The following is a 26,009-nucleotide window of genomic DNA, read 5'->3' as shown; positions in this document are numbered from 1 at the left end:
GTGATTGTGTGACCGAGCTCCGGTACGGCTGGACGACGGGCGCCTGCGCGACCGCAGCGACGACGGCCGCCTACACCGCGCTGCTGACGGGCGTGTTCCCCGACCCGGTCGAGGTCCGGCTGCCGAGGGACCGGCGGCCGTCGTTCGCGCTGGCCACCGAGCGCCTCGCCGACGGCGAGGCGAGCGCCGGGGTGATCAAGGACGCGGGCGACGATCCTGACGTCACGCACGGTGCGCTGGTGATCGCCACCGTGCTGCCGGGCAGGGCGGGCAGTGGGGTCACCTTCCGTGCGGGCGCGGGCGTCGGCACGGTGACGCTGCCCGGCCTGCCGCTGGACGTCGGTGAAGCCGCGATCAATCCCGTGCCGCGGCGGTTGATGACCGAGGCCGTGCAGCGGTTGGCCGCCGAGCACGGCGGCAGCGGTGATGTCGTCGTCGAGATCGGTATCGACGGCGGTGAGGAGATGGCCCGGCACACGTGGAACCCGCGGCTCGGCATCGTCGGGGGCCTGTCGGTGCTCGGCACGACCGGTGTGGTGGTGCCGTACTCGTGCTCGGCGTGGATCGACAGCATCCGGCGCGGGATCGACGTCGCGCGGGCGCTGGGACTCGAGCACGTCGCGGGCGCGGTCGGCTCGACGTCGGAGCGTGTCGCGAAGGAGCTGTACGACCTGCCGGACGAGGCGCTGCTCGACATGGGTGATTTCGCGGGCGCGGTGCTGAAGTACCTGCGCCGGAATCCGGTGCCGCGGCTGACCCTCTCCGGCGGGTTCGCGAAGCTGTCGAAACTGGCTGCGGGACATCTGGACCTGCATTCGAAACGGTCACAGGTGGATCTGGGCCTGCTGGCCGGCATCGCCGAGGACGCGGGCCGGGGCGAGGTGGCGGCCGCCATCGGCGGGGCGAACACAGCGCTGCACGCGCTGGAACTCGCGCGGGAAGCGGGCCTGGAGCTGGGCGACCTCGTCGCGGAACGCGCCCGGCAGCAGGCTGTCGAGGTGCTCGGCGACGCGCCGGTCCACGTCGACGTCGTGGCCATCGACCGCGCGGGCACCGTCGTCGGCAGGGCAGGCTGACCGCGCCCGTGCCGGCGGGGTCGATGCCGGCACGGGCGCGTGCGGGCGTGTCAGCAGTGGCTCAGCAGCAACTCGACGTAGTTCGTGTTGGCCACGCGGTAGTTGAAGCTCTCGCGCGAGCCGAAGCCCGTCGTGCGTGCGACCCCCGTGCCGTCGCCGGTGTCGACGCAGACGTCGGTGCTGTCCGGCCGGGTGTCCTCGACCCAGCCGAAGAAGTTGACACCGCCGTCGGCGCACACGAGCTCCCAGTGGGCCCGGCCGCCGGGGATCGTGGGATCGGAGACCGAGGGGCAGAAGCCACTGACGTGATAGCCGTCGTCGCCGGCCGGAGCCGACTGCGCCGTGCCGGCGTGGGCGGTGGTCGTCATGGTGCCGGCGAGCGCGAGAGCGCCGAGCGCTGCGGCGGCGTGGCGGGTGATCGGGCGCATGCGTTCCTTTCCCTCTGCGGTTTCTGACGCGGCGAGTGTGCGGCGACGGCATGGTCCGCCGGTGGTTCTCGGGTGGCACCGGGTGGTCGGGCGGTGGTTCGAACCGTGCGGGGTCGTGCTTCCGCTCGGTTCCCGCAGGGGACCACTGTCGGCGCACGGAGCTGCGTGGCCGGGCTCCGGTGGCAGCACCGGAAAACGAGTCGACGCGCCACGGCGCACGCACGTACGTTGTCCCGCGTGGGTACAGGTGCTTTCTTCGCAGCGTTCTTCGTGAGGCTGCGCCGCGCATAGCGGCGGCCTCGGCGTATCGCGCGACTCCTCCGTGCGCCGGCCGTCCTCGGCAGGTCCTGCCGGGCGGCCCGTTTCGTGCTGCCCGGGTCACCCCACGGCACCCGGAGAGAACACCCGTGTCTCGTCACAGCGGCCGGCATGAGCTCGGCCAGAACTTCCTCACCGACCGGGCGACGATCGCCCGCATCGTCGACCTCGTCGCCCGCACCGACGGCCCGATCGTCGAGATCGGCCCCGGAGCGGGCGCCGTCACGCTTCCGCTCGAAACGCTCGGCAGGCCGATCACCGCCGTCGAGCTCGACGGGCGCCTCGCCGCCGAGCTCCGGAACACGGTGGGGCGCAGGCGGCCCGCCGACCGGCGACGGGCCGATCGGTTTCCAGCCGGACAGCGGCCCACCGGACAGCAGCCCGCCGCACAGCGTGATTCCGGGCAGCGTGATTCCGGACGGCGTGACTCCGGACGGCCCGATGCCGCACAGCACGATGTCGGACAGCGTGACTCCGGACGGCGCGGGGAGGCGCCGCGTACCCGCGTCGTCCAGGCTGATTTCGGCAGCTTCGCCCTGCCCCGCACGCCGCACGTGATCGTCGGCAACCTTCCCTTCCACCGCACCACCGGCATGCTGCGCAGGGTGCTGGCCGCCGACCACTGGACCGACGCCGTGCTACTCGTCCAGTGGGAGGTGGCGCGCCGCCGCGCGGGCGTCGGCGGGGCCACGATGATGACGGCCCAGTGGTGGCCGTGGTTCGAGTTCGGTCTCGACCGGCGGGTTCCCGCCGCGGCGTTCACCCCGCGTCCCGACGTCGACGGCGGCCTGCTGACGATCACCCGCCGCGCGCATCCGCTCCTACCCGCCTCCGAACGCCGCGGTTACGCCGAGCTGGTCCACGCCGTGTTCACCGGACCGGGTCGCGGTATCCAGGAGATCCTGACGCGCCGGTTCGGCCATCGCACCGCGGTGAGCCGGTGGCTCGCCGACAACGGCGTACCTGCCACGGCCCTGCCTCGCGCGCTCACCGCGCCGCAGTGGGCAGCGCTGCACGCGCTGGCAGCGGAGTTGTCGGCGCGGCCGTCCGGCGGCGGGCGACGATCCGGCGGGCGCACTCGCCCGCGGCGCCGATGACCGTGGCCATGGCGATCCCGGCGAGCAGTGACAGCACCGGGTCGCCGCGGGTGACCGGTGCGATCAGCAGTCCCATGCTCGTCATGTATCCGCACCACACGGCGGAACTGAGGAGCGTGGCCGGGACGAAGCGGGTCACCGGAATCCGCACGCGGCCGGCCGCGGCGACGCTGACCAGGCGCCCTCCCGGCAGGAACCGCACCGCCACCAGCGTCAGTATCGGCCTCCGGTGCAGCTGTCTGCGCACCCAGGTGTCGTCGCGCCTGCCGCGCAGGAACCGGTGGGACGACCGGCCCAGTGTGTACAGCAGGGCGTCACCGGCGAGTGACCCCACGAAGGCCGCCGCTGCGAGCGCCGCGACCCTGCCGGCGTCGCCTGCCGCCGCGACCGAGGACAGCAGCACCGGTTCGCTGGGCAGGAACGGCAGCGGACCGTCGGCCAGCACGGCGAGTGCCAGCAACGGCAGGAGCCAGGTGCTGCCCAACAGATCGCCCGTCATGCACTCCAGGGTCCCGGCCGGTGGCGGGTCGGTCAGTGGGGCTGGCCCCCGTGTTCGCAGTAGGGATCACCGGGTGCGTGGCGTTCGCGGCCCGCCGAGTAGAGGAAGCTGTCGGGGAAGTTCTCGGCAGCGAGGACCTTGCCTACGAAGATCATCGCCGCGCGGTTCAGTCCTGCCTCGCGCACCTGGACCGCGATGTCACCGAGGGTCCCGCGCAGCACCGTTTCACCCGGCTGGGTCGCCTTCGCGACCACGGCGGCGGGGCAACCGGGCCCGTAGTGCGGCAGCAGCTCGTCGACCACCTGCTCGACGCGGTTGACCGCCAGGTGCAGGGCCAGGGTCGCCCCGGACGCGCCCAGCGTCGCCAGTTCCTCACCCTCGGGCATCGATGTGGACCGGGCCTGCGCACGGGTGAGGATGAGGCTCTGCCCGACGGTCGGCACCGTCAGCTCGCGGCCCAGCACGGCGGCGGCCGCGGAGAAGGCGGGCACTCCCGGGGTGACGTCGTAGGGCACGCCCGCCGCGTCGAGCCTGCGCATCTGCTCGGCGACCGCGCTGTAGACGGCGGGATCACCGGAACACAGCCGCGCGACGTCGTGACCCGACTCGTGCGCGGCGACCAGTTCGCCGATGATGTCGTCGAGTGTCAGGTCGGCGGTGTCGACCAGGGTGGCGCCGTCAGGACAGTGGGCGAGCAGGTCGGTCGGCGTGAGGCTGCCCGGGTAGAGGCAGACGCCGCAGCTCGCGAGCAGCTGCTGCCCGCGGACGGTGATCAGGTCGGCGGCACCCGGTCCGGCGCCGATGAAATGGACGGTCACGGCTTCCTCACACTCCATTGCGTTACAGCGCGGGCGGGGCTCCACCCGGTCAGGCCGCCCAGCGGTGCGGCGCGTTCGACGGAGATCCTGGTCAGTTCGCCGCCGCGGTCGGCGTACCGGGCCGCCAGTGCCTGTTCGGCCTCGAGCGTCACGCCGTGGGCCACCAGTCTGCCGCCGGAGCGGAGGGCATCCCAGCAGGCGGTCAGCACGCCGACGCCCGCGACACCGCCGCCGACGAACACCGCGTCGGGGGTGTCCAGACCGGCGAGGGCGTCCGGGGCGCTGCCGGTGACGACCTCGATGTCCGGGACACCCAGGCCGGCTGCGTTACGGGCGATGCGCTCGGCCCGTTCGGGGCGGGATTCCACGGCCACGGCCCGGTTGGCGGGGTGCGCGCGGCACCATTCGACCGCGACGCTGCCCGCACCGGCGCCGACGTCCCACAGCAGTTCCCCGGGCGTCGGGGCGAGCCGGGCGAGTGCGCTGGCCCGTAGGTCGCGCTTGGTGAGCTGGCCGTCGTGGTCGAACGCCTCGTCGGGCAGTCCCGCCAGCAGCGAGTACGCCGCTCCGGCGCAGGTGATCGCGACGACGTTGAGCGGCGCGCCGGGTGGGTGCGGCCAGTCGCGTGCGGTGCCGTCGAGGCGGCGTTCCTCGGCCGAGCCCAGGTTCTCCAGGACGGTCAGGGTGCTGTCCCCGAAGCCGTGATCGGCCAGGAGGGCGGCAAGGGTCGCCGGGGTGTCGGCGCCGGAACTGAGCACGAGCAACCGCCTGCCGGGAGCCAGCGCGCGGAGCACCTTGCGGGCGTCCCGGCCGACGGCGCTGACGACGTCGGTCTCCTCGGCGGTCCAGCCCAGCCGCGCGCGGGCGAGGGTGACCGACGACACCGCGGGGACGATCCGCACGGCGTCGGCGCCGAGCCTGCGGATCAACGTGCCGCCGATGCCCGACAGCAGCGGATCCCCGCTGGCGAGCACGCCGACGCGCCGCCCGGCCAGTTCCGCGAGGACGTCGTCGAGCGCGGGCAGCAGCGGACTGGGCCACGGCCGTTTCTCGTACGGGCCGTCGGGGACCAGGTCCAGCTGCCGGGGCCCGCCGAGCAGCACGTCGCACGTCTCGAGCTCCGCGCGGGAAGCCGGTGGCAGTGCCTGCCAGCCGTCCGCGCCGATACCCACCACGGTGATTGTCACGTCTGGTCACGGTAGTTGTGTTGCGGCGAACACCCGAGGGCGGTGGAACATGTGCGATGATGCCCACCGAAGCGGTCGCCGTGGAACCCGGTGCGAATCCGGGACGGTCCCGCCACTGTGACCGGCCGGAAGGCCGGGAAGTCAGAGCTTCGGTGGCCGCGGAGTGCTTGCGTGGTGTGAAACCCGGTGGGCGTGGAAACCCGCCGTCGAGCAAGGGAGTCTGCATGCGGCCGTACCCGTTCACGGCAGTCGTCGGAATGGGCGAACTGCGCCTGGCGCTCCTGCTGTGCACCATCTCACCCTCGATCGGCGGGGTGCTGGTGCGCGGGGAGAAGGGCACGGCGAAATCCACCATGGTGCGCGCTCTCGCGGGGCTGCTGCCCGATGTGGACGTCGTCGACGGGTGCCGGTTCTCGTGCGACCCGGCGGCACCCGACCCCTCGTGCCCGGACGGTCCACACCGGACGGTCTCCTCGTCCCAGCGGCCCGCGCGGCTGGTGGAACTGCCCGTCGGCGCCGCCGAGGAGCGGGTCGTCGGTTCGCTCGACCTGGAACGTGCGCTGCGCGACGGTGTCACCGACTTCCAGCCCGGCCTACTGGCGGGCGCGCACCGCGGGATGCTCTACGTCGACGAGGTCAACCTGCTGCACGACCACCTGGTCGACACGCTGCTCGACGCGGCGGCGATGGGCCGGGTGACCGTCGAACGGGAGGGCGCGTCCGTGTCGCACGCGGCGCGGTTCGTCCTCATCGGAACGATGAACCCCGAGGAAGGCGAACTGCGGCCGCAGCTGCTGGACCGGTTCGGGCTGACCGTCGAGGTCTCCTCGAGCAGGGACGCCGCCGAGCGGGTCGAGGTCGTACGACGGCGGCTCGCCTACGAATCCGATCCGGACGCCTTCGCTGCGGGGTATGCCGACGAGGACGCCGCGCTGGCCGCCGAGATCGCCGCGGCGCGCAAACTGTTGCCGTCGGTGGAGCTGACCGACGATGCGCTGCTGCAGATCGCCGAGGTGTGCGCCGCGTTCGAGGTCGACGGCATGCGGGCCGACATCGTCACGGCTCGCACCGCCGCGGCGCACGCGGCCTGGTGCGGCCGCACGGATGTGTCCACAGAGGACATCCGCGTCGCGGCGCGGCTGGCCCTGCCGCACCGCCGCAGGCGCAACCCGTTCGACGCGCCCGGTATCGACTCCGAACAGCTGGAACAGGCCCTGCAGGACGCCCAGCCACCGGAGGACGACCCCGACCCCGACCCCGACGGCGACGGCTCTGACGACGGCGGTGACGGCGGTCCGGAGGGCCCTGACGACGGTGGCCCTGAGGACGGCCCCGATGACGACGGCCCCGATGGCGACGGCCCAGGAGGGGGCGCGCCAGGACCGCGACAGGACAACGAGGACGCGGGACAAGTCGACGGAAACCCGCATCAGGGTGACCGGAAACCGCGATCCGGCGATACGGACACAGGGAGCGAGGACGGCGCGGCACCGCGTACGGAGCAGCGGGCCGGGACGGACACCCCGTACCGCGCGAAGCTGTTCACCATCGACGGCACCGGTGCGGGATCGGACGGCAGGCGTTCCCGCGCGGAAGGGGAGCGGGGCCGGATCGTCGGCGTCCGCCCCGACGGCACGCGCAGCGGATCGCCGCACCTCGTCGCCACGTTGCGCGCTGCGGCCCGGCACCGGCCGCGGCGCGGCCCGCGCGCCGACGGTGCCGGCCCGGTCGTGCTGCCCCGTGACCTGCGGTTCGCCCGGCGGGAGGGCAAGGAGGGCAACCTCGTCCTGTTGTGCGTCGACGCGTCCGGCTCGATGGGGTCGAAGGCCCGCATCCGTGAGGTGAAGACCGCCGTCCTGTCGCTGCTGCTGGACGCCTACCAGCGGCGTGACAAGGTCGGGCTGGTCACGTTCCGCGCGTCCGAGGCCGCGGTGGCGTTGCCGCCGACCAGCAGTGTCGACGTCGCCGCCGCGCGGCTGGAGCAGCTGCCGACCGGTGGGCGCACCCCGCTCGCCGAAGGGCTGACCCGCGCCGCCGAGGTGCTGCGGGTCGAGGCGCTACGCGACGGCGATCGCCGGCCGCTGCTGGTGGTGGTGACCGACGGGCGGGCGACGAGCGGGCCCGAGGCGCTCGAGCGGGCGCACACCGCCGCGGACGGTCTGGCACGCACCGGAGTATCCACTGTGGTCATGGACTGTGAGACCGGCCGCATGCGGCTCGGCCTGGCGAAGACCCTCGCAGGCAGGCTCGGCGCGGAGCACGTGGCCGTCGGGGACGTGGCTGCGGAGAAGCTGACCGACGAGGTGAAACGGAGGGCGGCCTGATGCCGCAGGGAAAGCCGGCCGTGGTGCCGGACGACGGACTGACGACGCGGCAGCGGCGGAACCGGCCCATCGTGGCCGTCCACACGGGACCGATGAAGGGCAAGTCCACGGCGGCGTTCGGCATGGCGCTGCGGGCGTGGAACCAGGGCTGGAACATCGGTGTGTTCCAGTTCGTCAAGTCGGCCAAATGGCGGGTGGGCGAGGAGAACGCGCTGCGCACGCTCGGTGAGACCGGCCAGGGCGGGCCCGTCGAGTGGCACAAGATGGGCGAGGGCTGGAGCTGGTCCCGTAAGAAGGGCACCGACGAGGATCACGCCGAGAACGCCCGCGAGGGTTGGGCGGAGATCAAGCGCAGGCTCGCCGAGGAGACGCACGACTTCTACGTGCTCGACGAGTTCACCTACCCGCTGCACTGGGGCTGGGTCGACGTCGACGACGTGGTGGAGACGCTGCGCACCCGGCCCGGCCGGCAGCACGTGGTGATCACCGGCCGCAACGCCCCGCAGCCACTCGTGGAGGCGGCCGACCTGGTCGCCGAGATGTCGAAGGTCACGCACCCGATGGACGCCGGGCAAAAGGGTCAGCGGGGCATCGAGTGGTAGCCCGCGTCGTCATCGCCGCGCCCGGTTCGGGGCACGGCAAGACGACCGTCGCCACCGGGTTGATGGCGGCGCTCCGTTCCCGCGGCACCGCGGTGTCCGGGCACAAGGTCGGCCCCGATTTCATCGACCCGAGTTATCACGCCATGGCCACCGGGCGGCCCGCGCGCAATCTGGACCCGTTCCTGCAGGGGGAGCACCGGGTCGTGCCGCTGCTGCAGCACGGGTCGAGCGGAGCCGACGTCGCGGTGATCGAAGGCGTGATGGGCCTGTTCGACGGTGCGCTCGGCACCGACGGCTACGCCTCGACGGCGCACGTCGCGCGGCTGGTCGACGCGCCGGTGGTACTGGTGGTCGATGCCAGCGCGGCGAGCCGGAGCGTCGCGGCGTTGGTGCTGGGGTTCGCACGTTACGACCCGGACATCGAGCTCGCGGGCGTGATCCTCAACAAGCTCGGGTCGCAGCGGCACGAGGACGAGATCCGCGGGGCACTCGCGCCGACGGGCATCCCCGTGCTGGGTGCGCTGCGGCGCAGCGACGACATCCACGCACCGAGCAGGCACCTCGGACTCGTCCCCGCGGGGGAACGGGAGACCGACGCGCGGGAACTGCTGCCGAAGCTGGCCGACTGGATCGCGGGCGGAGTCGACCTCGACGCCGTGGTGCGGGTCGCGCGCGGAGCGCGGCGGTTGACGGAGGCGCCGTGGTCGCCGGGTCCGGTCCACAGTGGACCACGTGCCGTGGTGGCAGCCGCGGCGGGTGAGGCGTTCACGTTCCGGTACACCGAGACTGTCGAACTGCTCGCAACCCACGGCGTCGACGTCGTGGACTTCGACCCGTTGCGGGACGAGGAGCTGCCGCCCGAGTGCGCCGGCATGTACTTCGGTGGCGGGTTCCCCGAGGCACACCTCGAGCAGCTGTCGGCGAACGAGCCGTTGCGTACCGCGATCGGTGACGCTGTCGCGGACGGCATGCCTGCGGTCGCCGAATGTGCGGGCCTGCTGTACCTGTGCCGGGAGCTGGACGGGCTGCCGATGGTCGGCGCGCTCGACGCGACGGCCCGCATGACCCGGCGGGGAGCCCTCGGTTACCGGACGGCGACCGCGGCGTGCGACAACGTCCTCGCCGCCGACGGCGACACGGCGCGTGGGCACGAGTTTCATCGCACCGTCGTCGAACCGCGGGCGGGCGCGACGGCCGCGTGGCGCTGGAACGGCGAGCCAGAAGGGTTCGCGACCCCGACCCTGCACGCGTCCTACCTGCACGTCCACTGGGCGGGACATCCCGAGCTGGCACGCGCCTTCGCGGGCGCGGTGCATCGGAGGGCAGGCCGATGAGCAGCGGCGATCGCACCGAAAGCGAGAACGATGCCCGCGACATCGACCTGTGGCATCACGGCGACCGTGAGGTCGGTGACGGACTGGTCGACCTCGCGGTGAACGTTCGTGTGCCGCAGCCGCCGGAGTGGCTGCTGGCCGAACTGCGCGACAGTCTGTCGGCTGTCGCCGCCTATCCCGACGTGGCCGGTGCCACCGAGGCGATCGCGGCCCGGCACGGCCGCCGCCCCGAGGACGTGCTGCCGACCGCGGGCGGCGCCGAGGCGTTCACGCTGCTGGCACGGGCGTGGCCGGTGCGCAGGCCGGTCGTCGTGCATCCGCAGTTCACCGAGCCGGAGGCGGCGCTGCTCGCCGCGGGACACGACGTGACGCGCGTCGAGCTGCCCGAGTCCGGCGGGTTCGCGCTCGAGGGCGACCCGGTGCCCGCCGACGCCGATCTGGTGTTCGTGGGCAACCCGACGAACCCCACGTCGGTGCTGCATCCCGCGTCGTCGATTCGCGCGCTGGCTCGGCCAGGCAGGCTGGTCGTGGTCGACGAGGCGTTCCTCGACGCGGTGCCCGGTGAGCCCGAGAGCCTGGCAGCAGCGCGGATCCCGGGGATCGCCGTGGTGCGCAGCCTGACGAAGACGTGGGGCATCGCCGGGCTGCGCGCGGGATACGTCCTCGCCGAGCCCGCCGTCGTCGAGCGACTGCGCGGGCTGCAGCCGCCGTGGTCGGTGTCGACCCCTGCGGCCGTGGCGATGGCGGCGTGCAGCAGGCCCGGCGCCGTTGCCGAGGCGGAGGCGCTGGCCCGCGAGGCCGAGGCCGACCGCGACCGGCTGGTCGCCCGGCTGCGGGACCTCGGCGTCCACGTGGCCGGCACGCCGCGGGCACCGTTCGTGCTGGTGCGCGTGCCGGACGGCGAGAAGATCCGCCTGGCGCTGCGCGAGGCGGGTTACGCCGTGCGGCGCGCGGACACGTTCCCCGGGCTCGGACCGGACTGGCTGCGCATCGCCGTACGCTCCGACATGAACGGCTTCCTCGACGCGTTGGCCGCCCTGCTCTGACCCGCGTGTTCTGCACCCAGCACCGCGTGTTCTGCACCCAGACGCGCGTGTTCTGCGCCCGCCCGTCGCCCGACCACCACCCCCAGCGTCGCGCTGCACGCGCGACTGCTGCGTCCTCCCGCGTGTTCCGCACCCAGACGCGTCGTCGGCCCCCGCACCCGCGAGGGCGCTGCCGCGCGACTGCGCCCACCCGTCGACCCGGCTACCACTCCTCAACGCCGCGCTGCTCCTCAACGCCGCGCTGCCGCGCGACGGCGTGGTCGGGTGCGCCGCGTCCGGGCGGCGCGGTCACCGGACGAGGGCGAGCTGCCGGGACTGGGCGACCAGCACGCCGGCCGAGTCCCAGATCTCGAAGTCTTCCTCGTGGTAGCCGCCGGACAGGTGCCTGGTGAACGCGCGGCAGGCGAGCCATCCCGGCGCGGGCCTGGCGCGCATGTGGACGGTCAGCTCGATCGTCGACGACCCGCCGACACCCAGGTCCAGCACGACCGGCGCCGCTGCGTCGACGAGCATGGCGAGGGCCGTCGTGTCGGCCGCGCGCCCGTCGGCGAACCGCAGCCAGAACTCGGAGACGGGATTTCGCGACGGTGTGCCGTACCAGAAGCCGGGAACCCGGTCGAGCCGGTAGTCGACGCGTGCGGCGAGGGTGACGCCGGGCTGCTCGCTCAGCGTCAACGGATCCGTGCAGCTGTCAGGGTCGGCCAGCGCGGGAGCGGTGTTGTCGAACGCGGCTGTGTTGTGGGGAGCGGCTGTGTCGTGGGAGGTAACCGTGTCGCCGTGCGCGGCCGTGCCGTTCGGCGCTGCCGGGTCCGGCATCCCGCCGAGATCGGCGTAGGTCGCCTGCGCGAGTACGACCGCACCGTCCTGCTGGGACAGCCGGGCACTGCCGGTCGCCGTCCTGCGGCCCTGTTTCACCACCTCGGTGGTGATCTCGGCCGGACCGGGTGTGCCGGGTCGCAGGAAGTGCGCCGACACCGCCAGCGGATCGGGCAGCGCTATCTGATCGCCGAGCGCCCGCACGCACAGTGCCAGCAGGTATCCGCCGTTGGCCACACCCTCGCGTATCACCCAGCGGTCCGAGACGGTCGTGGAGTAGTGGCCGTTCCCGGACGGGGTGACGGCGGTGTCGGTGTCGAACTCGGACGATGCGGTCGTGGTCATCGGTGCCCCTTTTCCGTCGTTGGCACCGATCATGCTGCCGGTCCAGGATGCGTGTCGATGACCTCCGAGGTAATGGTCCGGTGGCCGGGAGTCGCGTGCGGTCGCGGAGCCACCACGACTCCGGAGACGCGGCCGATCGCTGGAACGTGCTGTAGCCGGTGCGGTCATGGCACCACGGCGAGCCGGCGGGACCGGCCGGCGACGGGCCTACCGGGTGATCAGGGTGACGCTGTAGCGACGATCCACACGATCCATCCCAGCCAGCCGACGGGGCCGACGAAGTCGACGGGGCCGAGTCTGCCGGAGCCGTCGCCTGCGCCCGGCACCGGAAGTCAGCCGCGGACGTGGCGGACGTTGACGACGACCGCGATCAGGCGAAAAACCGATTCCGCCCAGTCTGGCCTGAACGATGATGTTCACGTCGCCTGCTGGGGGAGTGTGTCCCAGGACGGCCCGTCGGGATCAGATGCTCAGCACCAGCAGTGTGGCGGTCAGCGCGATCTCGACGCAGCCGCCCAGGACGTCGCCGGTGACCCCACCCAGTCTGCGTACGCACCGCAGGAGCACAGCGCCCGCCGCGCACCAGCCGGCCAGCGAGGCGACCGGGCCCTGCCACCACGCGACGGCCGGGTCGAACCCCGCCAGCACGGACAGCGCCGCTACCGTCAGCGCGACGGTAGCGGCGACCGGTACCGGTACCGCTCCGGCCACGGCGGCGCCCAGGCCCTCCGGCCGCGCCGACGGCACGAACCGCGTGCAGCACAGCGGCAGCACCACGCGGCTCGCGACCACGGCCACGACGAGGCCCGTGACACCGGCACCCGCCGCCACCACCCCGGCGAGGGCGCCGGTCTGGACGAGCAGGACCAGCACCAGCGTGGCGACGCCCGTCGGTCCGGCGTCGCCGCGGCGCATGATGTCGAGGGCGCGGTCGCGGTCGTAGGACGCGCTCAGGCCGTCGGCCGTGTCGGCCAGGCCGTCGAGATGCAGTCCGCGGGTCGCCAGTGCCACCGTGGCGAGCGCCAGTGCCGCCACGGCGAGTGCGGGTAGGCCGAGCAACCCGCCCAGCCAGACGACCACGCCGGCCCCCGCGGCGAGCGCCAGTCCCGCGAGCGGTGCCGTCGCCATGGCGATGCCGGCGACGCGGCGGTCGACCGTCCGGGGTGCGGGTACCGGCAACGCCGTCAGCGTGCCGAACGCCATGCGCAGGCCGTCGCCCGCTGCGTGCCCTGGTGCCGAACCTCCGCCGGAACCGGGAGCGATCCCACCCGCCTGGTCGTGCTCAGCCAAGGTCGGCCAGCCGTCCCATGCCCGCGAGCACGGCGCGGGCGTTGCGCAGCACGGGCACCGCCTGTACGGCGCCACTGCCCTCACCGAGCCGCAACCCCAGGTCGAGGATTGGTTCCAGACCGAGCGCCTTGAGGGCAAACGCTTGCGCCGGCTCGGTGGACCGGTGTCCGGCGACCCACCACTGTTCGGCACCCGGCGCGATCTCGCGCGCCACGACCGCCGCCGCGCACGGGAACACGCCGTCCAGCACGACCGGCACCCTCCGCTCGGCGGCCCGCACGAGAAAGCCGGCGGTCGCCGCCGCGCACGCGCTGCCCAGCGAGGTCAGCGCGGCGAAGGGGTCGTCGGCGGTGGCACGGGAAAGGGCCTGCTCGAGGACGGCGACCTTGCGGGCGCGGCCGTCGTCGTCGATGCCCGTGCCCGTGCCGACCACGTCGTCGGCGGGCAAGCCCAGCACCGAGGCCACGAGCGCCGCGGCGATCGTCGTGTTGCCGATGCCCATGTCACCCGGGATAAGCAGATCCGCCCCGTCGTCGATCTCGGCGTCGGCGACCGCGGCGCCCGCATCGAACGCCTGCCGAGCCTGGCCGGGTTCGAGCGCGTCGGCCACGTCGATGGCTCCCGACCCCCGCCGCACCTTGTGCCGCCGCACCTGTTCGGGCACGTCGTCCAGCGGGTCGTCGACCGCCAGGTCCAGCACGCGCACACGCGCGCCCACCTCGCGAGCCAGGACGTTCACGCCGGACTCACCGGCCAGGAACACGCGCACCATCGCCGCCGTCAGGTGTCGCGGATACGCCGACACCGCCCCGGACGCCGACACCCCGTGGTCGCCCGCGAACACCACGACGCGCACCTCGTCCAGCGGGCGCGGCGGCACCTGGCCGTGGGCGGCGCACAGCCACGCGGCCAGCTGTTCGAGCCTGCCGAGCGCGCCGACGGGTTTGACCAGGCCGTCGAGCTGCTGCAGCGCCTCGTCGCGGGCACGGTCGTCGAGTGGGGGGATCTGCACGGTGTTCTCCTATTCCAGCGTCAGCACGCGACCGGCGACGATCAGCCGGACGGCGTCGGAATGCGTGGCCACGGCGGTGTTCAGGGCCCCGAGTACGTCACGGAAGATGCGTCCCGACGCCGATGCGGGCACGACGCCGCTGCCGACCTCGTTGCTCACCGCGATCGCGGGCACGGTGGCCTGCCGCCACGCGTCGGCGAACGCACCGAGCCGTTCGTCCACGCGTTGCTGCCAGCCCTCGCTCTGCTCCCACGCACCGGACTCGTCGAGCACGCGCGTCAACCACGTGCCGAGGCAGTCGATGAGCACCGGGGAGTCGGCCTCGCGCAGTGCGGCCGTGACGTCGCCCGTCTCCACCGTGGCCCAGTGCACAGGCCTGCGTGCGCGATGCGCGGCCACGCGGGCGCTCCACTCGGGGTCGTCGTCGCTCGGCGGCTTGCCCGCGGCGATGTAGGTCACCGCGGGATACCGGTCGGCGAGCTGTTCGGCGTAGCGGGACTTGCCCGAACGGACACCGCCGAGCACGAGCGTCTTACCGCCGTCGGCGTCATTGGCCCGGGTCACCGGTTCCCGGTGGCCGCGGAGCGCCGAGGCCGCGGCTTCGAGGCGGCTCGCCGCGAACTCGGCGAGGCGCCTCTTCGCATCGTTCGTCATGCAGGGCATTCTGGACCACTCGATAGGGTGAGCGCTGTGGTCCGTGTTCAAGCTGTCACCGCCGCCGGAATCGTCGCCGGGTACGCGGTCGATGTCGTCGCAGGCGACCCCCGCCGGGGACACCCGGTCGCACTGTTCGGCACCGCCGCGGCCGCGCTCGAACGGCGCATGTGGGCCGACTCCCGCGCGCGCGGCGCGGCGTACGCCGGCGTGTGTACAGGGGGAGCGGTGGCCGCAGGTGCACTCGCGGCGGCCGCGACCCGGCGCAGGCCGCTGGCCCGGTTCGCCCTCACGACCGCCGCGACGTGGGCCGTGCTCGGCGGCACCGGACTGGCCCGCGAAGGGGACGTCATGGCAGGGCATCTGCAGGAGGGGGAGCTGCCCGCCGCCCGCGCCCGGCTCGGGCACCTGTGCGGCCGCGACGCCACCGAACTCGACGAGAAGGGCCTGGCCCGCGCCGCGACCGAATCGATCGCCGAGAACACCTCGGACGCGGTCGTCGCGCCCCTCGTGTGGGGCGGAATCGCGGGCCTGCCGGGGCTGCTCGGCTACCGCGCCCTGAACACGCTCGACGCGATGGTCGGGCACCGCTGCGCCCGGTACGAGCGCTTCGGCTGGGCGGCCGCACGGGCCGACGACGTCGCCAACCTCGTCCCGTCGCGGCTGTCGGCGCTCGCCGCCGCCGTCGCCGCGCCCGGAGTCGGCGGGCGTTCCGGCGCCGCCGTGCGGGCCTGGCGCCGGGACGCCCGCCAACACCCGAGCCCGAACGCCGGCCCCGTCGAGGCCGCGTTCGCCGGCGCGCTCGGCGTGCGACTGGGCGGAACCAACGTCTACGGCGGGCGCAGCGAGAACCGCGGCACACTCGGCGACGGGCCGTCGCCGAGCGCCGCCGACCTGGGACGGTCCGTGCGCCTGTCGCGCCTCGTCGGACTGGTGTCGCTGGCCGTCACCGCCGGCGTCGCCGCGGTCCGGCGTCACTGACGCACCGTCACCGCGTGGCCGTCACGGCTGCCGCGTCCCAGCGCCTTCTCGGCGAGCATCGCGAACACCAGCCCGAGTGCGCACCACAGCACCACCTGCGTGCCGAGCGAGGCGAGCCGGAAGTCCCACAGCAGCGAACCGGGGAAGCCGTCCGGCACCTCGTCGACCGCTGGCAGCAGCGCCCCGGCCACGGCCATCACGGTGACGTAGACACCCACACCCAGCAGGCCTCCGCTCGCCGCGCCGGCACGATCTGCGGCCGCCCTGCCCACGGCGACCGCCACCATCGCGGTGACCACCGACAGCGCCAGGAACCCGAAGTAGAGCGCGGTGCGATCCTCGATCGTGCCCGCCTGGCCCACCGCGGGCGGATTGGCCGGGTATTTCAGGAACGGCACCAGCACTGCCACGGCGAACCCGCCCGCGGCCAGCAGCGCCACCGATACGCGCGGCCGCAGCGTGGTCACCCGGCCCTGCACCACGGCGAACGCGATCGCGAACAGCCCGCCCACCGCGACGGCGTACCCGGTCACACCGGTCAACAGGCCGAGGGTGCTCTGCACCCCGCGGCCGACGAGCGCGTCGTCGCCGTGGTCGTGCCCGGGTGCGGCGTCGGACTCCGCCGCGTGGTCGGGAGATTCGGAGTGTTCGTGTGCGGCCGCGTCGCCGGATCCGGCCCGGCCTGGCGACTCGGCGTGGGGCGGGGCGTCGTGGGATACCGCGTCGTGGGATGCAGGGTCGTGGGCTTGCGTGCCGTGCGATTCCTCGAGCGCGATGGCATCGCTGACCGGCGGTTCCCCCACGAGGTAGGCGAACCCGGCCGCGAGCACACCGGCGACGAGGCCCGCGAGCATGCCGCGGACCAGCAACGTCTTCATCATGTGTCCCCTCCCGCCGGTCAGTGGCAGGGGAAGGCCAGCAGGTGCCGGCCGTCGTGGACGAACTCGTGGACCAGACCGTCCGACACCAGCGAGACGGCGCCCGCCTCGGTCGTGACGAACAGCAGCACGAGCAACGCCAGCACAGTGGTGAAGACCGCCCACGGCACGATCTCCCGCAGGGGAATGCGGACGGCAGTGGGGCGGGGGACGGAGACGACGTTCGTCTGCGACATCGCGTGTACCTCCTTGGGCTTGTCGCGGCCCGATCGGAACGGTGGCGATGACGGTGGGTCTGACTACGGGATGTGCTGGACTGAGCACACGCCCGATCACAGTGGCGCGACCGTGCCGGGTTCTCACCGGCTTCCAGCCGCCATCGCATGAGCCGTTCGAGGCTAGGCCCGCCCCGCGCGGAAAGTCAACGCGGTGTGGCCCGGACCGCTCGTCGCGTGTCTTGCGCTCAGAACCGCGTGTCCTGCGCTCACTCGTCGTCCAACCCCACGAGACGCCGAGGCGCGGCTGCGCCCTCCCGCGTGTTTAGGTATCGCTGCTGCCCACCGTCACGGCGTGCATGCCTGTCATGGGCGGCCCACGTCGCCGGTCCGCAACCCGTCCGGACCGGCGACGTCGCGCGCGGTCGGGTCAACCAGGCAGCATGAACTCATTTCGTGCCAGGGCCCGCGACACGATGCGCGTATCGCCCACCTGGCCGTAGAAGCCCTGTCCGAAACGCCCGCCCGACTGGGTCCCGCCGATCGCGAACGGTTTGCCGACCGTCGCGATGCCGCGCGAGTGCTGCGCCGCATTGCGGGCGATCGGTGACCCGTCGACGTGGACCACCGTGTGGCTGCCGTCGTTGACGATCGCGACGTGCGTCCACCGTCCGATCGGGACGGCGTGACTCCAGCACGTCGGGTCGTCGTTGATCGACGTCGGGTACACGACGTACTGCAGGAAGCGTTCACTCGTGACGTTGAGGCTGCACACGGCGTCGTCGGTGGAGTAGCCGCCGTCCTTGCCCGCATCTCCCGCGCGGCCTTCCCAGCTGAGAATGCCCATCCACGCGTGGTCGCCTTCGAACGGCTCGGGCAGGCGGAAGAACGTCTCGATGGTGTAGCCGCGGGTGAACGTCGCCGTGTTGACCGGTGCGCCGGAACGGGTGTGCAGCACGGCGCCCCTGTCGGGGTTCTTGCCGCCGTCGAACCGGACACTGGCGTGAGCGGGTGCGCCGGCATGGTGGTCGGCCGACCACGTCAGCACCTCGGCCGGGCCGTCGTGGAGGCGCTGGGCGACGAGGTCGTTGCCGTTGCCGGACAGGTCACGGGCGACCGCGCCGCCCGCCACCGGTGCGCCGTCGTCGCCCGTGCCGGCGAAGCCTTCGTCGTCGAACCGCCAGTACGCCGCCGTGCCCGCGACGAGTACCTCCGAGGCCGGGCGCGACGGCGGGTTCGGGGGCGGGGCGAACCCTGCGAACCGCTCGGTGAACGGGATCTCGATGCTGAACCGGTCCGCCTCGCCCGTCAGCTCCGCCGTTTCGGCCTCCAACGGCGTGGGGTTCTTCTTGGTCAGCAACCACGGCGAGAATGTCTCGACGTCGATGCACCCGCGGGCGAGGTCGAATGCGTACGTTCGCAGCATGCCCGCACCGCCGTAGTAGCGGTCCTGGTAGTTCGTGATGTGCACGTGGACGGGATTTCCCGCGTCGTTGGTCAACGTCGCGCGCCCGCACGGCCAGTAGTGCCCGCCCAGTGCGAGGAAGATCTGATCGTTGCCGCGGATCAGCCCGTCCCACAGGTGCCGGCCGTGATCGGACAGCGTGGCGTCGCCGGATTCATCGGCCCACACGATGTCGTGCGTGGTGAGGACGGTCGGCAGCTTCGGATGCCGGTCCAGCACACGTTGTGCCCACCGGATCCCCGCGTCGGAGACGCGCCAGTCGAGCGCGAGCACCAGCCAGCTGCGGCCACCGGCGTCGAAGGTGTGGAAGCTGTTGTAGCCGTCAGGCGACGAGCCCCCGTACGACCGCGAACGTGCGAACCGTCCGGGGCCGAACGTGCGCAGATACGGCGTGTCGCCGCGCTGGTCGTCGCCCGACACGTCGTGGTTTCCCGCCAGCACGCTGTAGGGCAGCCGGCCGTCGACGCCGGTGCGGAAGACCGTGTCGGCGACCTGCATCTCGGCCTTGGTGCCGTGCTCGGTCAGATCGCCGAGCTGGGCGAGAAACGCGATGTTGCGATTGCGCCGCTCCCGCACCGCCCAGCGCAGGCTTTCGCGCACCGGTTCGTGGTCCGAACCACCCTCGTCGATGAGGTACTGGATGTCGGGCAGGACGGCGAACGTGAAGCTCGCGCCGTCAGGGGAGGCCTGGCTGTGCGGGGCGGCCTGCGCCGGTGCCGCGTTGACAGCACCGGACGTCGCCACGACCGCGGGGGTGACGGCGGCGGCGGACAGGACGGAACGTCGGGATACTCCGGAAGGGGACATGCGCCGCAGTCTCGTCGCCGCCGTTGGCCGCCGAGTGGCACGGATGTTGAGCCATGCTGAACATTTGCGCGTCCACTGTGGCCGAATCGAGACCTGCGACGCCGGGTGCGTGCTGCGACACAGGGATGCGGGGACCGATGCAGCACGAAAGCACCGCCGCGCGCCAGCGTGACGGGTGGGAGCATCTGGGGGGCCCGGAGTCCGCAACACGGTCCCCGGAATCGACAACACGGGCACGGAGAGCGCACCTCGCGTGCACGAACGCAGGGCACGCGGTGCCGGATGCAGGACACGCGGTGCTGAATGCAGGACACGCGCGGGGTGGGCCGGAGGGCCGGCCCACCCCGCGCGTGTGGTTGTCGAACGCTGTGGGGTTGTTACGAGATGGGACGGTCCGTCGGCGCGATCGGCGCCGGGAGCATGTCCCGGTCGGTGAGGTACGCGTCGACGCCCGCGGCCGCCGACCGGCCCTCTGCGATCGCCCACACGATCAGCGACTGCCCACGGCCCATGTCGCCGGCCACGAACACGTTGTCCAGGCTCGTCTTGAACTCCGAGTCCCGCGCCACGTTGCCGCGCTCGTCCAGCTCGACGCCCAGGTCCTCGATCAGACCCTGCTTCTCAGGCCCGACGAAGCCCATCGCCAGCAGAACCAGCTGTGCGGGCAGCTCCTGCTCCGTGCCCTCGACCGGTTCGAACCCGCCGCTCTCGCCGCGCTGCACCTCGACGATCCGGAGCGCCTGCAGGTTGCCGTCGGCGTCGGCGACGAACTCCTGCGTGTTCACCGAGTACAGCCTCTCGCCGCCCTCCTCGTGGGCCGAGGAGACGCGGTAGATCATCGGGTACGTCGGCCACGGGTGCGCCTCCGAGCGCGACTCCGGCGGCTTCGGCATGATCTCCAGCTGCGTCACCGAGTTCGCACCCTGCCGGTGGGCCGTGCCAACACAGTCGGCGCCGGTGTCGCCGCCGCCGATCACCACGACGTCCTTGCCCGCCGCGTCGATCGGCGAGGCGCCGAGCTCGCCGCTCGCCACCTTGTTCGCGGGCGGCAGGTACTCCATCGCCTGGTAGACACCCGTGGCCTCACGGCCGGGAGCGGGCAGGTCGCGCCATGCCGTCGCCCCGCCTGCCAGCACCACCGCGTCGTACTGCGACCGCAGCTCGTCGGCCGTGACGTCCACGCCGACGTTCACGTTGGTGCGGAACTCCGTGCCCTCCGCGCGCATCTGGTCGAGACGCCGGTCGAGACGGTGCTTCTCCATCTTGAACTCGGGGATGCCGTACCGCAGCAGTCCGCCGATCGCGTCGGCCCGCTCGAGTACGACCACGTCGTGCCCGGCGCGCGTCAGCTGCTGGGCGGCAGCCAGGCCCGACGGACCCGAGCCGACGACCGCGACCTTCTTGCCCGTCTTCGTCGTCGGCGGCTGCGGCGTGACCCAGCCTTCCTCCCAGGCGCGGTCGATGATCGAGATCTCGACGCGCTTGATCGTCACCGGGTCGTCGTTGATGCCCAGCACGCACGCCGTCTCGCACGGCGCCGGGCACAGCGTGCCCGTGAACTCCGGGAAGTTGTTCGTGGCGTGCAGCCGCTCGATCGCGTCGGCCCAGTCGTCGCGCCACGTCAGCGTGTTCCACTCCGGAATCAGGTTGCCCAGCGGGCAGCCCTGGTGACAGAACGGGATGCCGCAGTCCATGCAGCGGCCCGCCTGGTCCTTGAGCTTGGTGCGCTCGAAGTCCTCGTAGACCTCACGCCAGTCCTTGATCCGGATGTCGACGGGACGAGACTTCGGCGTCTCCCGCTTCGTGTTCAGAAAACCCTTGGGGTCAGCCATGAGCCGCCTCCTGTGTCTTGTGGGACACCCACGCCCGGTCGGGGCTCATGGCTGCCGCTTCGTAAACTCCGCGATTGTCAGCCATGAGCCGCCTCCATGATCGCCTCGTTCACGTCCCTGCCGTCGCGCTCGGCCTGAGCGCGGGCCTGCAGGACACGCTTGTAGTCCTTCGGCATGACCTTCGTGATCCGCGGCAGTGCGGACTCCCAATCGGTGAGCAGCGCGTGCGCCACGGCCGACCCGGTCTCGGTGTAGTGCTTCTCGACGGCTTCGAGCAGGACCTCGACGTCCTCCTCGTCGAGTCCTTCCAGGTCGACCATCTCACCGTTGACGCGGATCGGGTCGAGATCGAGCACGTAGGCAACGCCGCCGGACATGCCCGCCGCGAAGTTGCGGCCCGTCTTCCCGAGCACGACCACGCGCCCGCCCGTCATGTACTCGCAGCCGTGGTCGCCGACACCCTCGACGACGGCCAGCGCGCCGGAGTTGCGCACGCAGAACCGCTCACCGACCTTGCCGCGCAGGAACAGCTCGCCGCCCGTGGCGCCGTAGCCGATCACGTTGCCGGCGATGATGTGGTTCTCGGCCACGACCGGTGAGTCGTGCGGTGGCCGCACCGTGATGCGCCCGCCCGACAGGCCCTTGCCGACGTAGTCGTTGCCGTCACCGAGCAGCCGCAGTGTGATGCCCTTCGGCACGAACGCACCGAACGCCTGACCGGCCGTGCCGGTGAACGTGATGTCGATCGTGTCGTCGGGCAGGCCCTCGCCGCCCCACTGCTTCGTCAACTCGTGGCCGAGCATCGTGCCGACCGTGCGGTTGACGTTGCGCACCGGCAGGTCGAGCGTCACGCGGTCGCCGGACCGCAGCGCGCCCTCTGCCAGCTGGATCAGTGTGTTGTCGAGCGCGGAGTCGAGACCGTGGTTCTGCTCGACGACCTGGTGCCGGGCGGCACCCGGCTCGATCTCCGGCACCTCGAAGATCGGCGACAGGTCGAGGCCTTCGGCCTTCCAGTGGTCGACAGCGTCGCGGGTGTCGAGCAGCTCCGCGTGCCCGACGGCCTCGGCGATCGACCGGAAGCCCAGCGCCGCCAGGTACTCGCGCACCTCCTGGGCGATGAACTCGAAGAAGTTCACCACGTAGTCGGCCTTGCCGCTGAACTTCTCCCGCAGCGCGGGGTTCTGCGTGGCCACGCCGACCGGGCAGGTGTCCAGGTGGCAGACGCGCATCATGATGCAGCCCGACACCACCAGCGGTGCGGTCGCGAAGCCGAACTCCTCGGCACCCAGCAGGGCGGCGATGAGCACGTCACGGCCGGTCTTGAGCTGGCCGTCGGTCTGCACCACGATCCGGTCGCGCAGCCGGTTCGACAGCAGCGTCTGCTGCGTCTCGGCCAGGCCCAGCTCCCACGGCCCGCCGGCGTGCTTGATCGACGACAGCGGGGACGCGCCGGTGCCGCCGTCGTGACCGGAGATCAGCACGACGTCGGCGTGCGCCTTCGACACACCCGCGGCGACCGTGCCGACGCCGACCTCGGACACGAGCTTCACGTGGATGCGCGCGGCCGGGTTGGCGTTCTTCAGGTCGTGGATCAGCTGCTTGAGGTCCTCGATCGAGTAGATGTCGTGGTGCGGCGGCGGGGAGATGAGCCCGACCCCCGGCGTCGAGTGCCGGGTCTTGCCGATCCACGGGTACACCTTGCCGCCGGGCAGCTGGCCGCCCTCGCCGGGCTTGGCGCCCTGCGCCATCTTGATCTGGATGTCGTCGGCGTTGACCAGGTACTCGCTCGTCACGCCGAACCGTCCACTCGCGACCTGCTTGATCGCGCTGCGGCGCTCCGGGTCGTACAGGCGCTCGGGGTCCTCGCCGCCCTCACCGGTGTTGGACTTGCCCTGCAGCCGGTTCATGGCGATCGCGAGGGTCTCGTGCGCCTCGGCCGAGATCGACCCGTACGAGATCGCGCCCGTCGCGAACCGCTTCACGATCTCCGAGACCGGTTCGACCTCCTCGATCGGCACCGGCGGGCGCTCGCCCTCCTTGAACTTGAACAGCCCGCGCAGCGTCATCAGCTGCTCGGCCTGCTCGTCCACGGCCTGGGTGTACTCCTTGAAGATCTCGTACTTGCCCGACCGCGTGGAGTGCTGCAGTTTGAACACCGTCTGCGGGTTGAACAGGTGCGGTTCGCCCTCGCGGCGCCACTGGTAGTCGCCGCCGGTGGCGAGTTCGCGGTGGTTCGGCCGCACGTCGTCGGCGGGGAAGGCGCGCCGGTGCCGCTCGGTGACCTCGCGGGCCAGCACGTCGAACCCGACGCCGCCGAGCCGCGACGTGGTGCCGGTGAAGCACGTGTCGACGACCTCGGAGCCGAGACCGATCGCCTCGAAGATCTGCGCGCCGGTGTACGAGGCCACCGTGGACACACCGATCTTCGACATCGTCTTGCGGACGCCCTTGCCGAGTGCCTTGATGAGGTTGCTGGTCGCGTCCTTGGCGGTGACGCCGGGAACGCGGCCCTGTTCGGCGAGCTCCTCGACGGTGGCCATCGCCAGGTACGGGTTCACCGCCGCGGCGCCGTAACCGATGAGCAGCGCGATGTGGTGCACCTCGCGGGCGTCGCCGGACTCGACGATCAGCCCGACCTGGGTGCGGCTCTTCTCGCGCACCAGGTGGTGGTGCACCGCGCCGGTCAGCAGCAGCGACGGGATCGCCGCGTGGCCTGCGTCCACGCCGCGGTCCGACAGCACGATCAACCGCGCACCGTCGGCGATCGCCTCGGACACCTCAGCGCGGATCTCGTCCAGCCTGTGCTGCAGTGCCTCGCCGCCGCCGGCGACCTCGTAGGTGCCGTGCACCGTGTGCGACGAGAACTCGGGCAGGTTGCCGTCGTCGTTGGCGTGAACCAGCTTCGCCAGGTCGTCGTTGTCCAGCACCGGGAACGGCAGCACGATCTTGCGTGCGTGTTCGGGGCCGGCTTCGAGCAGGTTCGGCTCCGAACCGAGCTGCGTGCCCAGCGCCGTGACGAGCTCCTCGCGGATCGCGTCCAGCGGCGGGTTCGTCACCTGGGCGAACAGCTGCGTGAAGTAGTCGAAGATCGGGCGCTGGCCGCTCGAGAGCGGCGCCACCGGGGAGTCGTTACCCATCGACCCGATCGGCTCGGCACCCGAGCGCGCCATCGGCTCGAGCAGCACGTCCAGCTCCTCGGCCGTGTAACCGAACGCCTGCTGCCTGCGCACGAGCGAGGCGTGCGTGGGCACCTCACGCTCGCGCTCGGGCAGGTCGTCGAGCTTCAGCCGGCCCGCCTCGAGCCACTCGGCGTACGGGTTCTCGGCCGCGAGCTGGCCCTTGACCTCCTCGTCGTCGATGATCCGGCCCTCGGCCGTGTCGACGAGGAACATGCGGCCCGGTTCGAGCCTGCCCTTGCGCACGATCGACGCCTGGTCCAGCTCGAGCACGCCCGCTTCACTGGCCAGTACGACGAGACCGCCGTCGGTGATCCAGTACCGCGCGGGCCGCAGCCCGTTGCGGTCGAGCACGGCGCCGATCTGCGTGCCGTCGGTGAACGACACCAGGGCAGGGCCGTCCCACGGCTCCATCATCGTGGCGTGGAACTCGTAGAACGCGCGGCGCGCCGGGTCCATCTCGGCGTGGTTCTCCCACGCCTCCGGGATCATCATCAGCACCGCGTGCGGCAGTGACCGGCCGCCCAGATGCAGCATCTCGAGCACCTCGTCGAACGAGGCCGAGTCGCTTGCGCCGCGCGTGATCACCGGGTAGATCCGGCGCAGCGGTCCGGGGATGAGGTCGGTGTCGAGCTGGGACTCGCGGGCGTCCATCCAGTTGCGGTTGCCCTTGAGCGTGTTGATCTCGCCGTTGTGCGCCACATAGCGGTACGGGTGTGCCAACGGCCACGACGGGAAGGTGTTCGTGGAGAACCGCGAGTGCACGAGGCCGATCGCGCTCACGACACGCTCGTCGGTCAGGTCCGGGAAGAACTTCGGGACCTGCGGCTCGGTGAGCATGCCCTTGTAGACGATCGTGCGCGCCGACAGGCTCGGGAAGTACACGCCGGACTCTTCGAGCTGGTGCTCCGCGCGCTTGCGCACGACGAAGGCGGCCCGTTCCAGTTCGAGGCCGGTCAGGGTGTGGTCCCCGTCGCGCTGCGAGCCGAGGAACACCTGCGCGAAGTACGGCATCGCCTCGCGGGCGCTCGGGCCGACGTGCTCGGCCTGGACCGGCAGGTCGCGCCAGCCGAGCACGCGGAGGTGCTCCTCGGCTGCGATGCGCTCGATGGCCGACATCGCCTTGTCGCGTGCGGCCTCGTCGGTCGGCAGGAACGCGGTGCCTGCGGCGTACGTGCCGGGTTCGGGCAGTTCGAAGTCGGTGACCTCGCGGAAGAACGCGTCCGGGATCTGGATCAGGATGCCTGCGCCATCGCCGGTTTCGGTTTCGGCGCCGCGCGCGCCACGGTGTTCGAGGTTGCTCAGGGCGACCAGGGCTTGGCGGACGATCTCGTGGTCGGGACGGCCGGACAGGTCGGCGACGAAAGCGACGCCACAGGCGTCGTGCTCGTACTGCTCGTCGTAGAGACCGGTGTTCGGCTTACGCGGGGCGTGGCGGGTCACGGCTTGCCGCCCTCCTTGGCTCGGCACAGCCAGGCCGCGCTGCCAGCCGGCCGGGGCGTTCCGGTCGGCTAACGGTGCGGCCTGGTGGTGCGATGGTCAGTAGGGGACTCGTCGATGGCGTCCCGTCCACCTTCCGGCGGCGGGCATGGCACCGAAGCGTCGACCACACGCCGTTGTGTGGATCCTGGTTGGCTCTCCGATGAGCCGGGCGCGCAGTCCGTGGTGGCGAACGGCGCTGGTGCGCAGACACGCGCCGTACACAGGCAGGGTTCGCCTGCCAGCGTGCGGCGCGCGCTGAACATACCGGGGTTAGCCGGTCTTATGACAGTAATGTGAAATCGCCGTTATAGGGACTTCTCAGTGAGC

At 72.1% G+C, this 26,009-nt stretch carries 20 protein-coding genes and 1 riboswitch; of the genes, 7 read left to right on the top strand and 13 right to left on the bottom strand.

Annotation, left to right across the window (positions count from 1 at the left end; genetic code table 11):
• The first annotated feature begins 8 nt into the window (after positions 1 to 8).
• Complete coding sequence (locus FB384_RS02265; protein WP_183778700.1) at positions 9 to 1,076, top strand: cobalt-precorrin-5B (C(1))-methyltransferase; 1,068 nt, start codon at positions 9 to 11, stop codon at positions 1,074 to 1,076.
• Positions 1,077 to 1,126: 50 nt separating this feature from the next.
• Here FB384_RS02265 and FB384_RS02260 read toward each other — a convergent pair whose 3' ends face one another.
• Positions 1,127 to 1,504, bottom strand: a complete 378-nt coding sequence (locus FB384_RS02260; RefSeq protein WP_183778698.1) for a hypothetical protein — start codon at positions 1,502 to 1,504, stop codon at positions 1,127 to 1,129.
• Between the two features lie 407 nt (positions 1,505 to 1,911).
• Here FB384_RS02260 and FB384_RS26675 point away from each other — a divergent pair, with 407 nt between their 5' ends.
• The gene (locus FB384_RS26675; protein WP_407676057.1) at positions 1,912 to 2,919 is read left to right on the top strand and encodes a ribosomal RNA small subunit methyltransferase A; all 1,008 of its coding nucleotides are present in this window, start codon (positions 1,912 to 1,914) and stop codon (positions 2,917 to 2,919) included.
• On the opposite strand, the gene FB384_RS02245 is transcribed toward FB384_RS26675, so the two are convergent.
• The 3 genes from FB384_RS02245 to cbiE are packed head-to-tail and all read right to left on the bottom strand — an operon-like array spanning position 2,810 to position 5,423.
• A complete protein-coding gene (locus tag FB384_RS02245) occupies positions 2,810 to 3,418 on the bottom strand; it encodes a DedA family protein (protein ID WP_183778696.1) in 609 nt (202 codons plus the stop codon). The two genes, FB384_RS26675 and FB384_RS02245, sit on opposite strands and share 110 nt — an antisense overlap.
• Before the next feature lie 32 nt (positions 3,419 to 3,450).
• On the bottom strand, positions 3,451 to 4,236 hold the full coding sequence (cobM, locus tag FB384_RS02240) for a precorrin-4 C(11)-methyltransferase (RefSeq protein WP_183778694.1): 786 nt from the start codon (positions 4,234 to 4,236) through the stop codon (positions 3,451 to 3,453).
• On the bottom strand, positions 4,233 to 5,423 hold the full coding sequence (gene cbiE, locus FB384_RS02235) for a precorrin-6y C5,15-methyltransferase (decarboxylating) subunit CbiE (RefSeq protein WP_258937345.1): 1,191 nt from the start codon (positions 5,421 to 5,423) through the stop codon (positions 4,233 to 4,235). The genes cobM and cbiE overlap by 4 nt, the downstream gene beginning before the upstream one ends.
• 71 nt (positions 5,424 to 5,494) lie before the next feature.
• A riboswitch (adenosylcobalamin (AdoCbl) riboswitch) is annotated at positions 5,495 to 5,583 on the top strand.
• A 64-nt stretch (positions 5,584 to 5,647) separates the two neighbouring features.
• On the opposite strand from cbiE, the gene FB384_RS02230 reads away from it, so the two are divergent.
• From FB384_RS02230 to cobC, 4 genes are read left to right on the top strand one after another with little or no spacing between them, the layout of a single operon-like run.
• Positions 5,648 to 7,747 carry a putative cobaltochelatase gene (locus FB384_RS02230; RefSeq protein WP_183778692.1) on the top strand — a complete coding sequence of 700 codons (2,100 nt, stop codon included), beginning with the start codon at positions 5,648 to 5,650 and terminating at the stop codon, positions 7,745 to 7,747.
• Positions 7,747 to 8,349 carry a cob(I)yrinic acid a,c-diamide adenosyltransferase gene (gene cobO, locus FB384_RS26670; RefSeq protein WP_183778690.1) on the top strand — a complete coding sequence of 201 codons (603 nt, stop codon included), beginning with the start codon at positions 7,747 to 7,749 and terminating at the stop codon, positions 8,347 to 8,349. Before FB384_RS02230 ends, cobO begins: the two co-directional genes overlap by 1 nt.
• A complete protein-coding gene (locus tag FB384_RS02220) occupies positions 8,343 to 9,683 on the top strand; it encodes a cobyrinate a,c-diamide synthase (protein WP_183778688.1) in 1,341 nt (446 codons plus the stop codon). Before cobO ends, FB384_RS02220 begins: the two co-directional genes overlap by 7 nt.
• Positions 9,680 to 10,729: an Rv2231c family pyridoxal phosphate-dependent protein CobC gene (cobC, locus tag FB384_RS02215; RefSeq protein ID WP_183778686.1), complete on the top strand. Its 1,050-nt coding sequence runs from the start codon at positions 9,680 to 9,682 to the stop codon at positions 10,727 to 10,729. Before FB384_RS02220 ends, cobC begins: the two co-directional genes overlap by 4 nt.
• A gap of 288 nt (positions 10,730 to 11,017) precedes the next feature.
• Here the strand turns inward: cobC and FB384_RS02210 are convergent, their stop codons facing one another.
• The 4 genes from FB384_RS02210 to FB384_RS02195 form a co-directional block, all read right to left on the bottom strand.
• Positions 11,018 to 11,890 (bottom strand): thioesterase family protein, encoded by an 873-nt coding sequence (locus tag FB384_RS02210; RefSeq protein ID WP_183778684.1) that lies wholly within the window; start codon positions 11,888 to 11,890, stop codon positions 11,018 to 11,020.
• Between the two features lie 462 nt (positions 11,891 to 12,352).
• Positions 12,353 to 13,093 (bottom strand): adenosylcobinamide-GDP ribazoletransferase, encoded by a 741-nt coding sequence (locus FB384_RS02205; protein WP_183784820.1) that lies wholly within the window; start codon positions 13,091 to 13,093, stop codon positions 12,353 to 12,355.
• A gap of 79 nt (positions 13,094 to 13,172) precedes the next feature.
• Positions 13,173 to 14,192 (bottom strand): nicotinate-nucleotide--dimethylbenzimidazole phosphoribosyltransferase, encoded by a 1,020-nt coding sequence (gene cobT / locus FB384_RS02200; RefSeq protein WP_183778682.1) that lies wholly within the window; start codon positions 14,190 to 14,192, stop codon positions 13,173 to 13,175.
• Between the two features lie 9 nt (positions 14,193 to 14,201).
• Positions 14,202 to 14,846, bottom strand: a complete 645-nt coding sequence (locus FB384_RS02195; RefSeq protein WP_183778680.1) for a bifunctional adenosylcobinamide kinase/adenosylcobinamide-phosphate guanylyltransferase — start codon at positions 14,844 to 14,846, stop codon at positions 14,202 to 14,204.
• A 36-nt stretch (positions 14,847 to 14,882) separates the two neighbouring features.
• Between FB384_RS02195 and FB384_RS02190 the strand changes: the two genes are divergently transcribed.
• Complete coding sequence (locus FB384_RS02190; RefSeq protein WP_183778678.1) at positions 14,883 to 15,827, top strand: cobalamin biosynthesis protein; 945 nt, start codon at positions 14,883 to 14,885, stop codon at positions 15,825 to 15,827.
• On the opposite strand, the gene FB384_RS02185 is transcribed toward FB384_RS02190, so the two are convergent.
• From FB384_RS02185 to gltB, 5 genes are all read right to left on the bottom strand, one after another.
• A complete protein-coding gene (locus FB384_RS02185) occupies positions 15,821 to 16,708 on the bottom strand; it encodes a CbtA family protein (protein WP_183778676.1) in 888 nt (295 codons plus the stop codon). The two genes, FB384_RS02190 and FB384_RS02185, sit on opposite strands and share 7 nt — an antisense overlap.
• Before the next feature lie 17 nt (positions 16,709 to 16,725).
• Positions 16,726 to 16,941, bottom strand: a complete 216-nt coding sequence (locus FB384_RS02180; protein WP_183778674.1) for a CbtB domain-containing protein — start codon at positions 16,939 to 16,941, stop codon at positions 16,726 to 16,728.
• 409 nt (positions 16,942 to 17,350) lie between these two features.
• Positions 17,351 to 19,192: a LamG-like jellyroll fold domain-containing protein gene (locus tag FB384_RS02175; protein WP_183778658.1), complete on the bottom strand. Its 1,842-nt coding sequence runs from the start codon at positions 19,190 to 19,192 to the stop codon at positions 17,351 to 17,353.
• Between the two features lie 377 nt (positions 19,193 to 19,569).
• Positions 19,570 to 21,024, bottom strand: a complete 1,455-nt coding sequence (locus FB384_RS02170; protein ID WP_183778656.1) for a glutamate synthase subunit beta — start codon at positions 21,022 to 21,024, stop codon at positions 19,570 to 19,572.
• 77 nt (positions 21,025 to 21,101) lie between these two features.
• Complete coding sequence (gene gltB, locus FB384_RS02165) at positions 21,102 to 25,643, bottom strand: glutamate synthase large subunit (RefSeq protein ID WP_183778654.1); 4,542 nt, start codon at positions 25,641 to 25,643, stop codon at positions 21,102 to 21,104.
• Positions 25,644 to 26,009: the final 366 nt, after the last annotated feature.

This window comes from Prauserella sediminis (assembly GCF_014195435.1).
GTDB classification, from domain to species: Bacteria; Actinomycetota; Actinomycetes; order Mycobacteriales; family Pseudonocardiaceae; genus Prauserella; species Prauserella salsuginis.
Note: the sequence above shows the minus strand (reverse complement) of the source record. Positions and strands in the feature narration are given on the sequence as shown.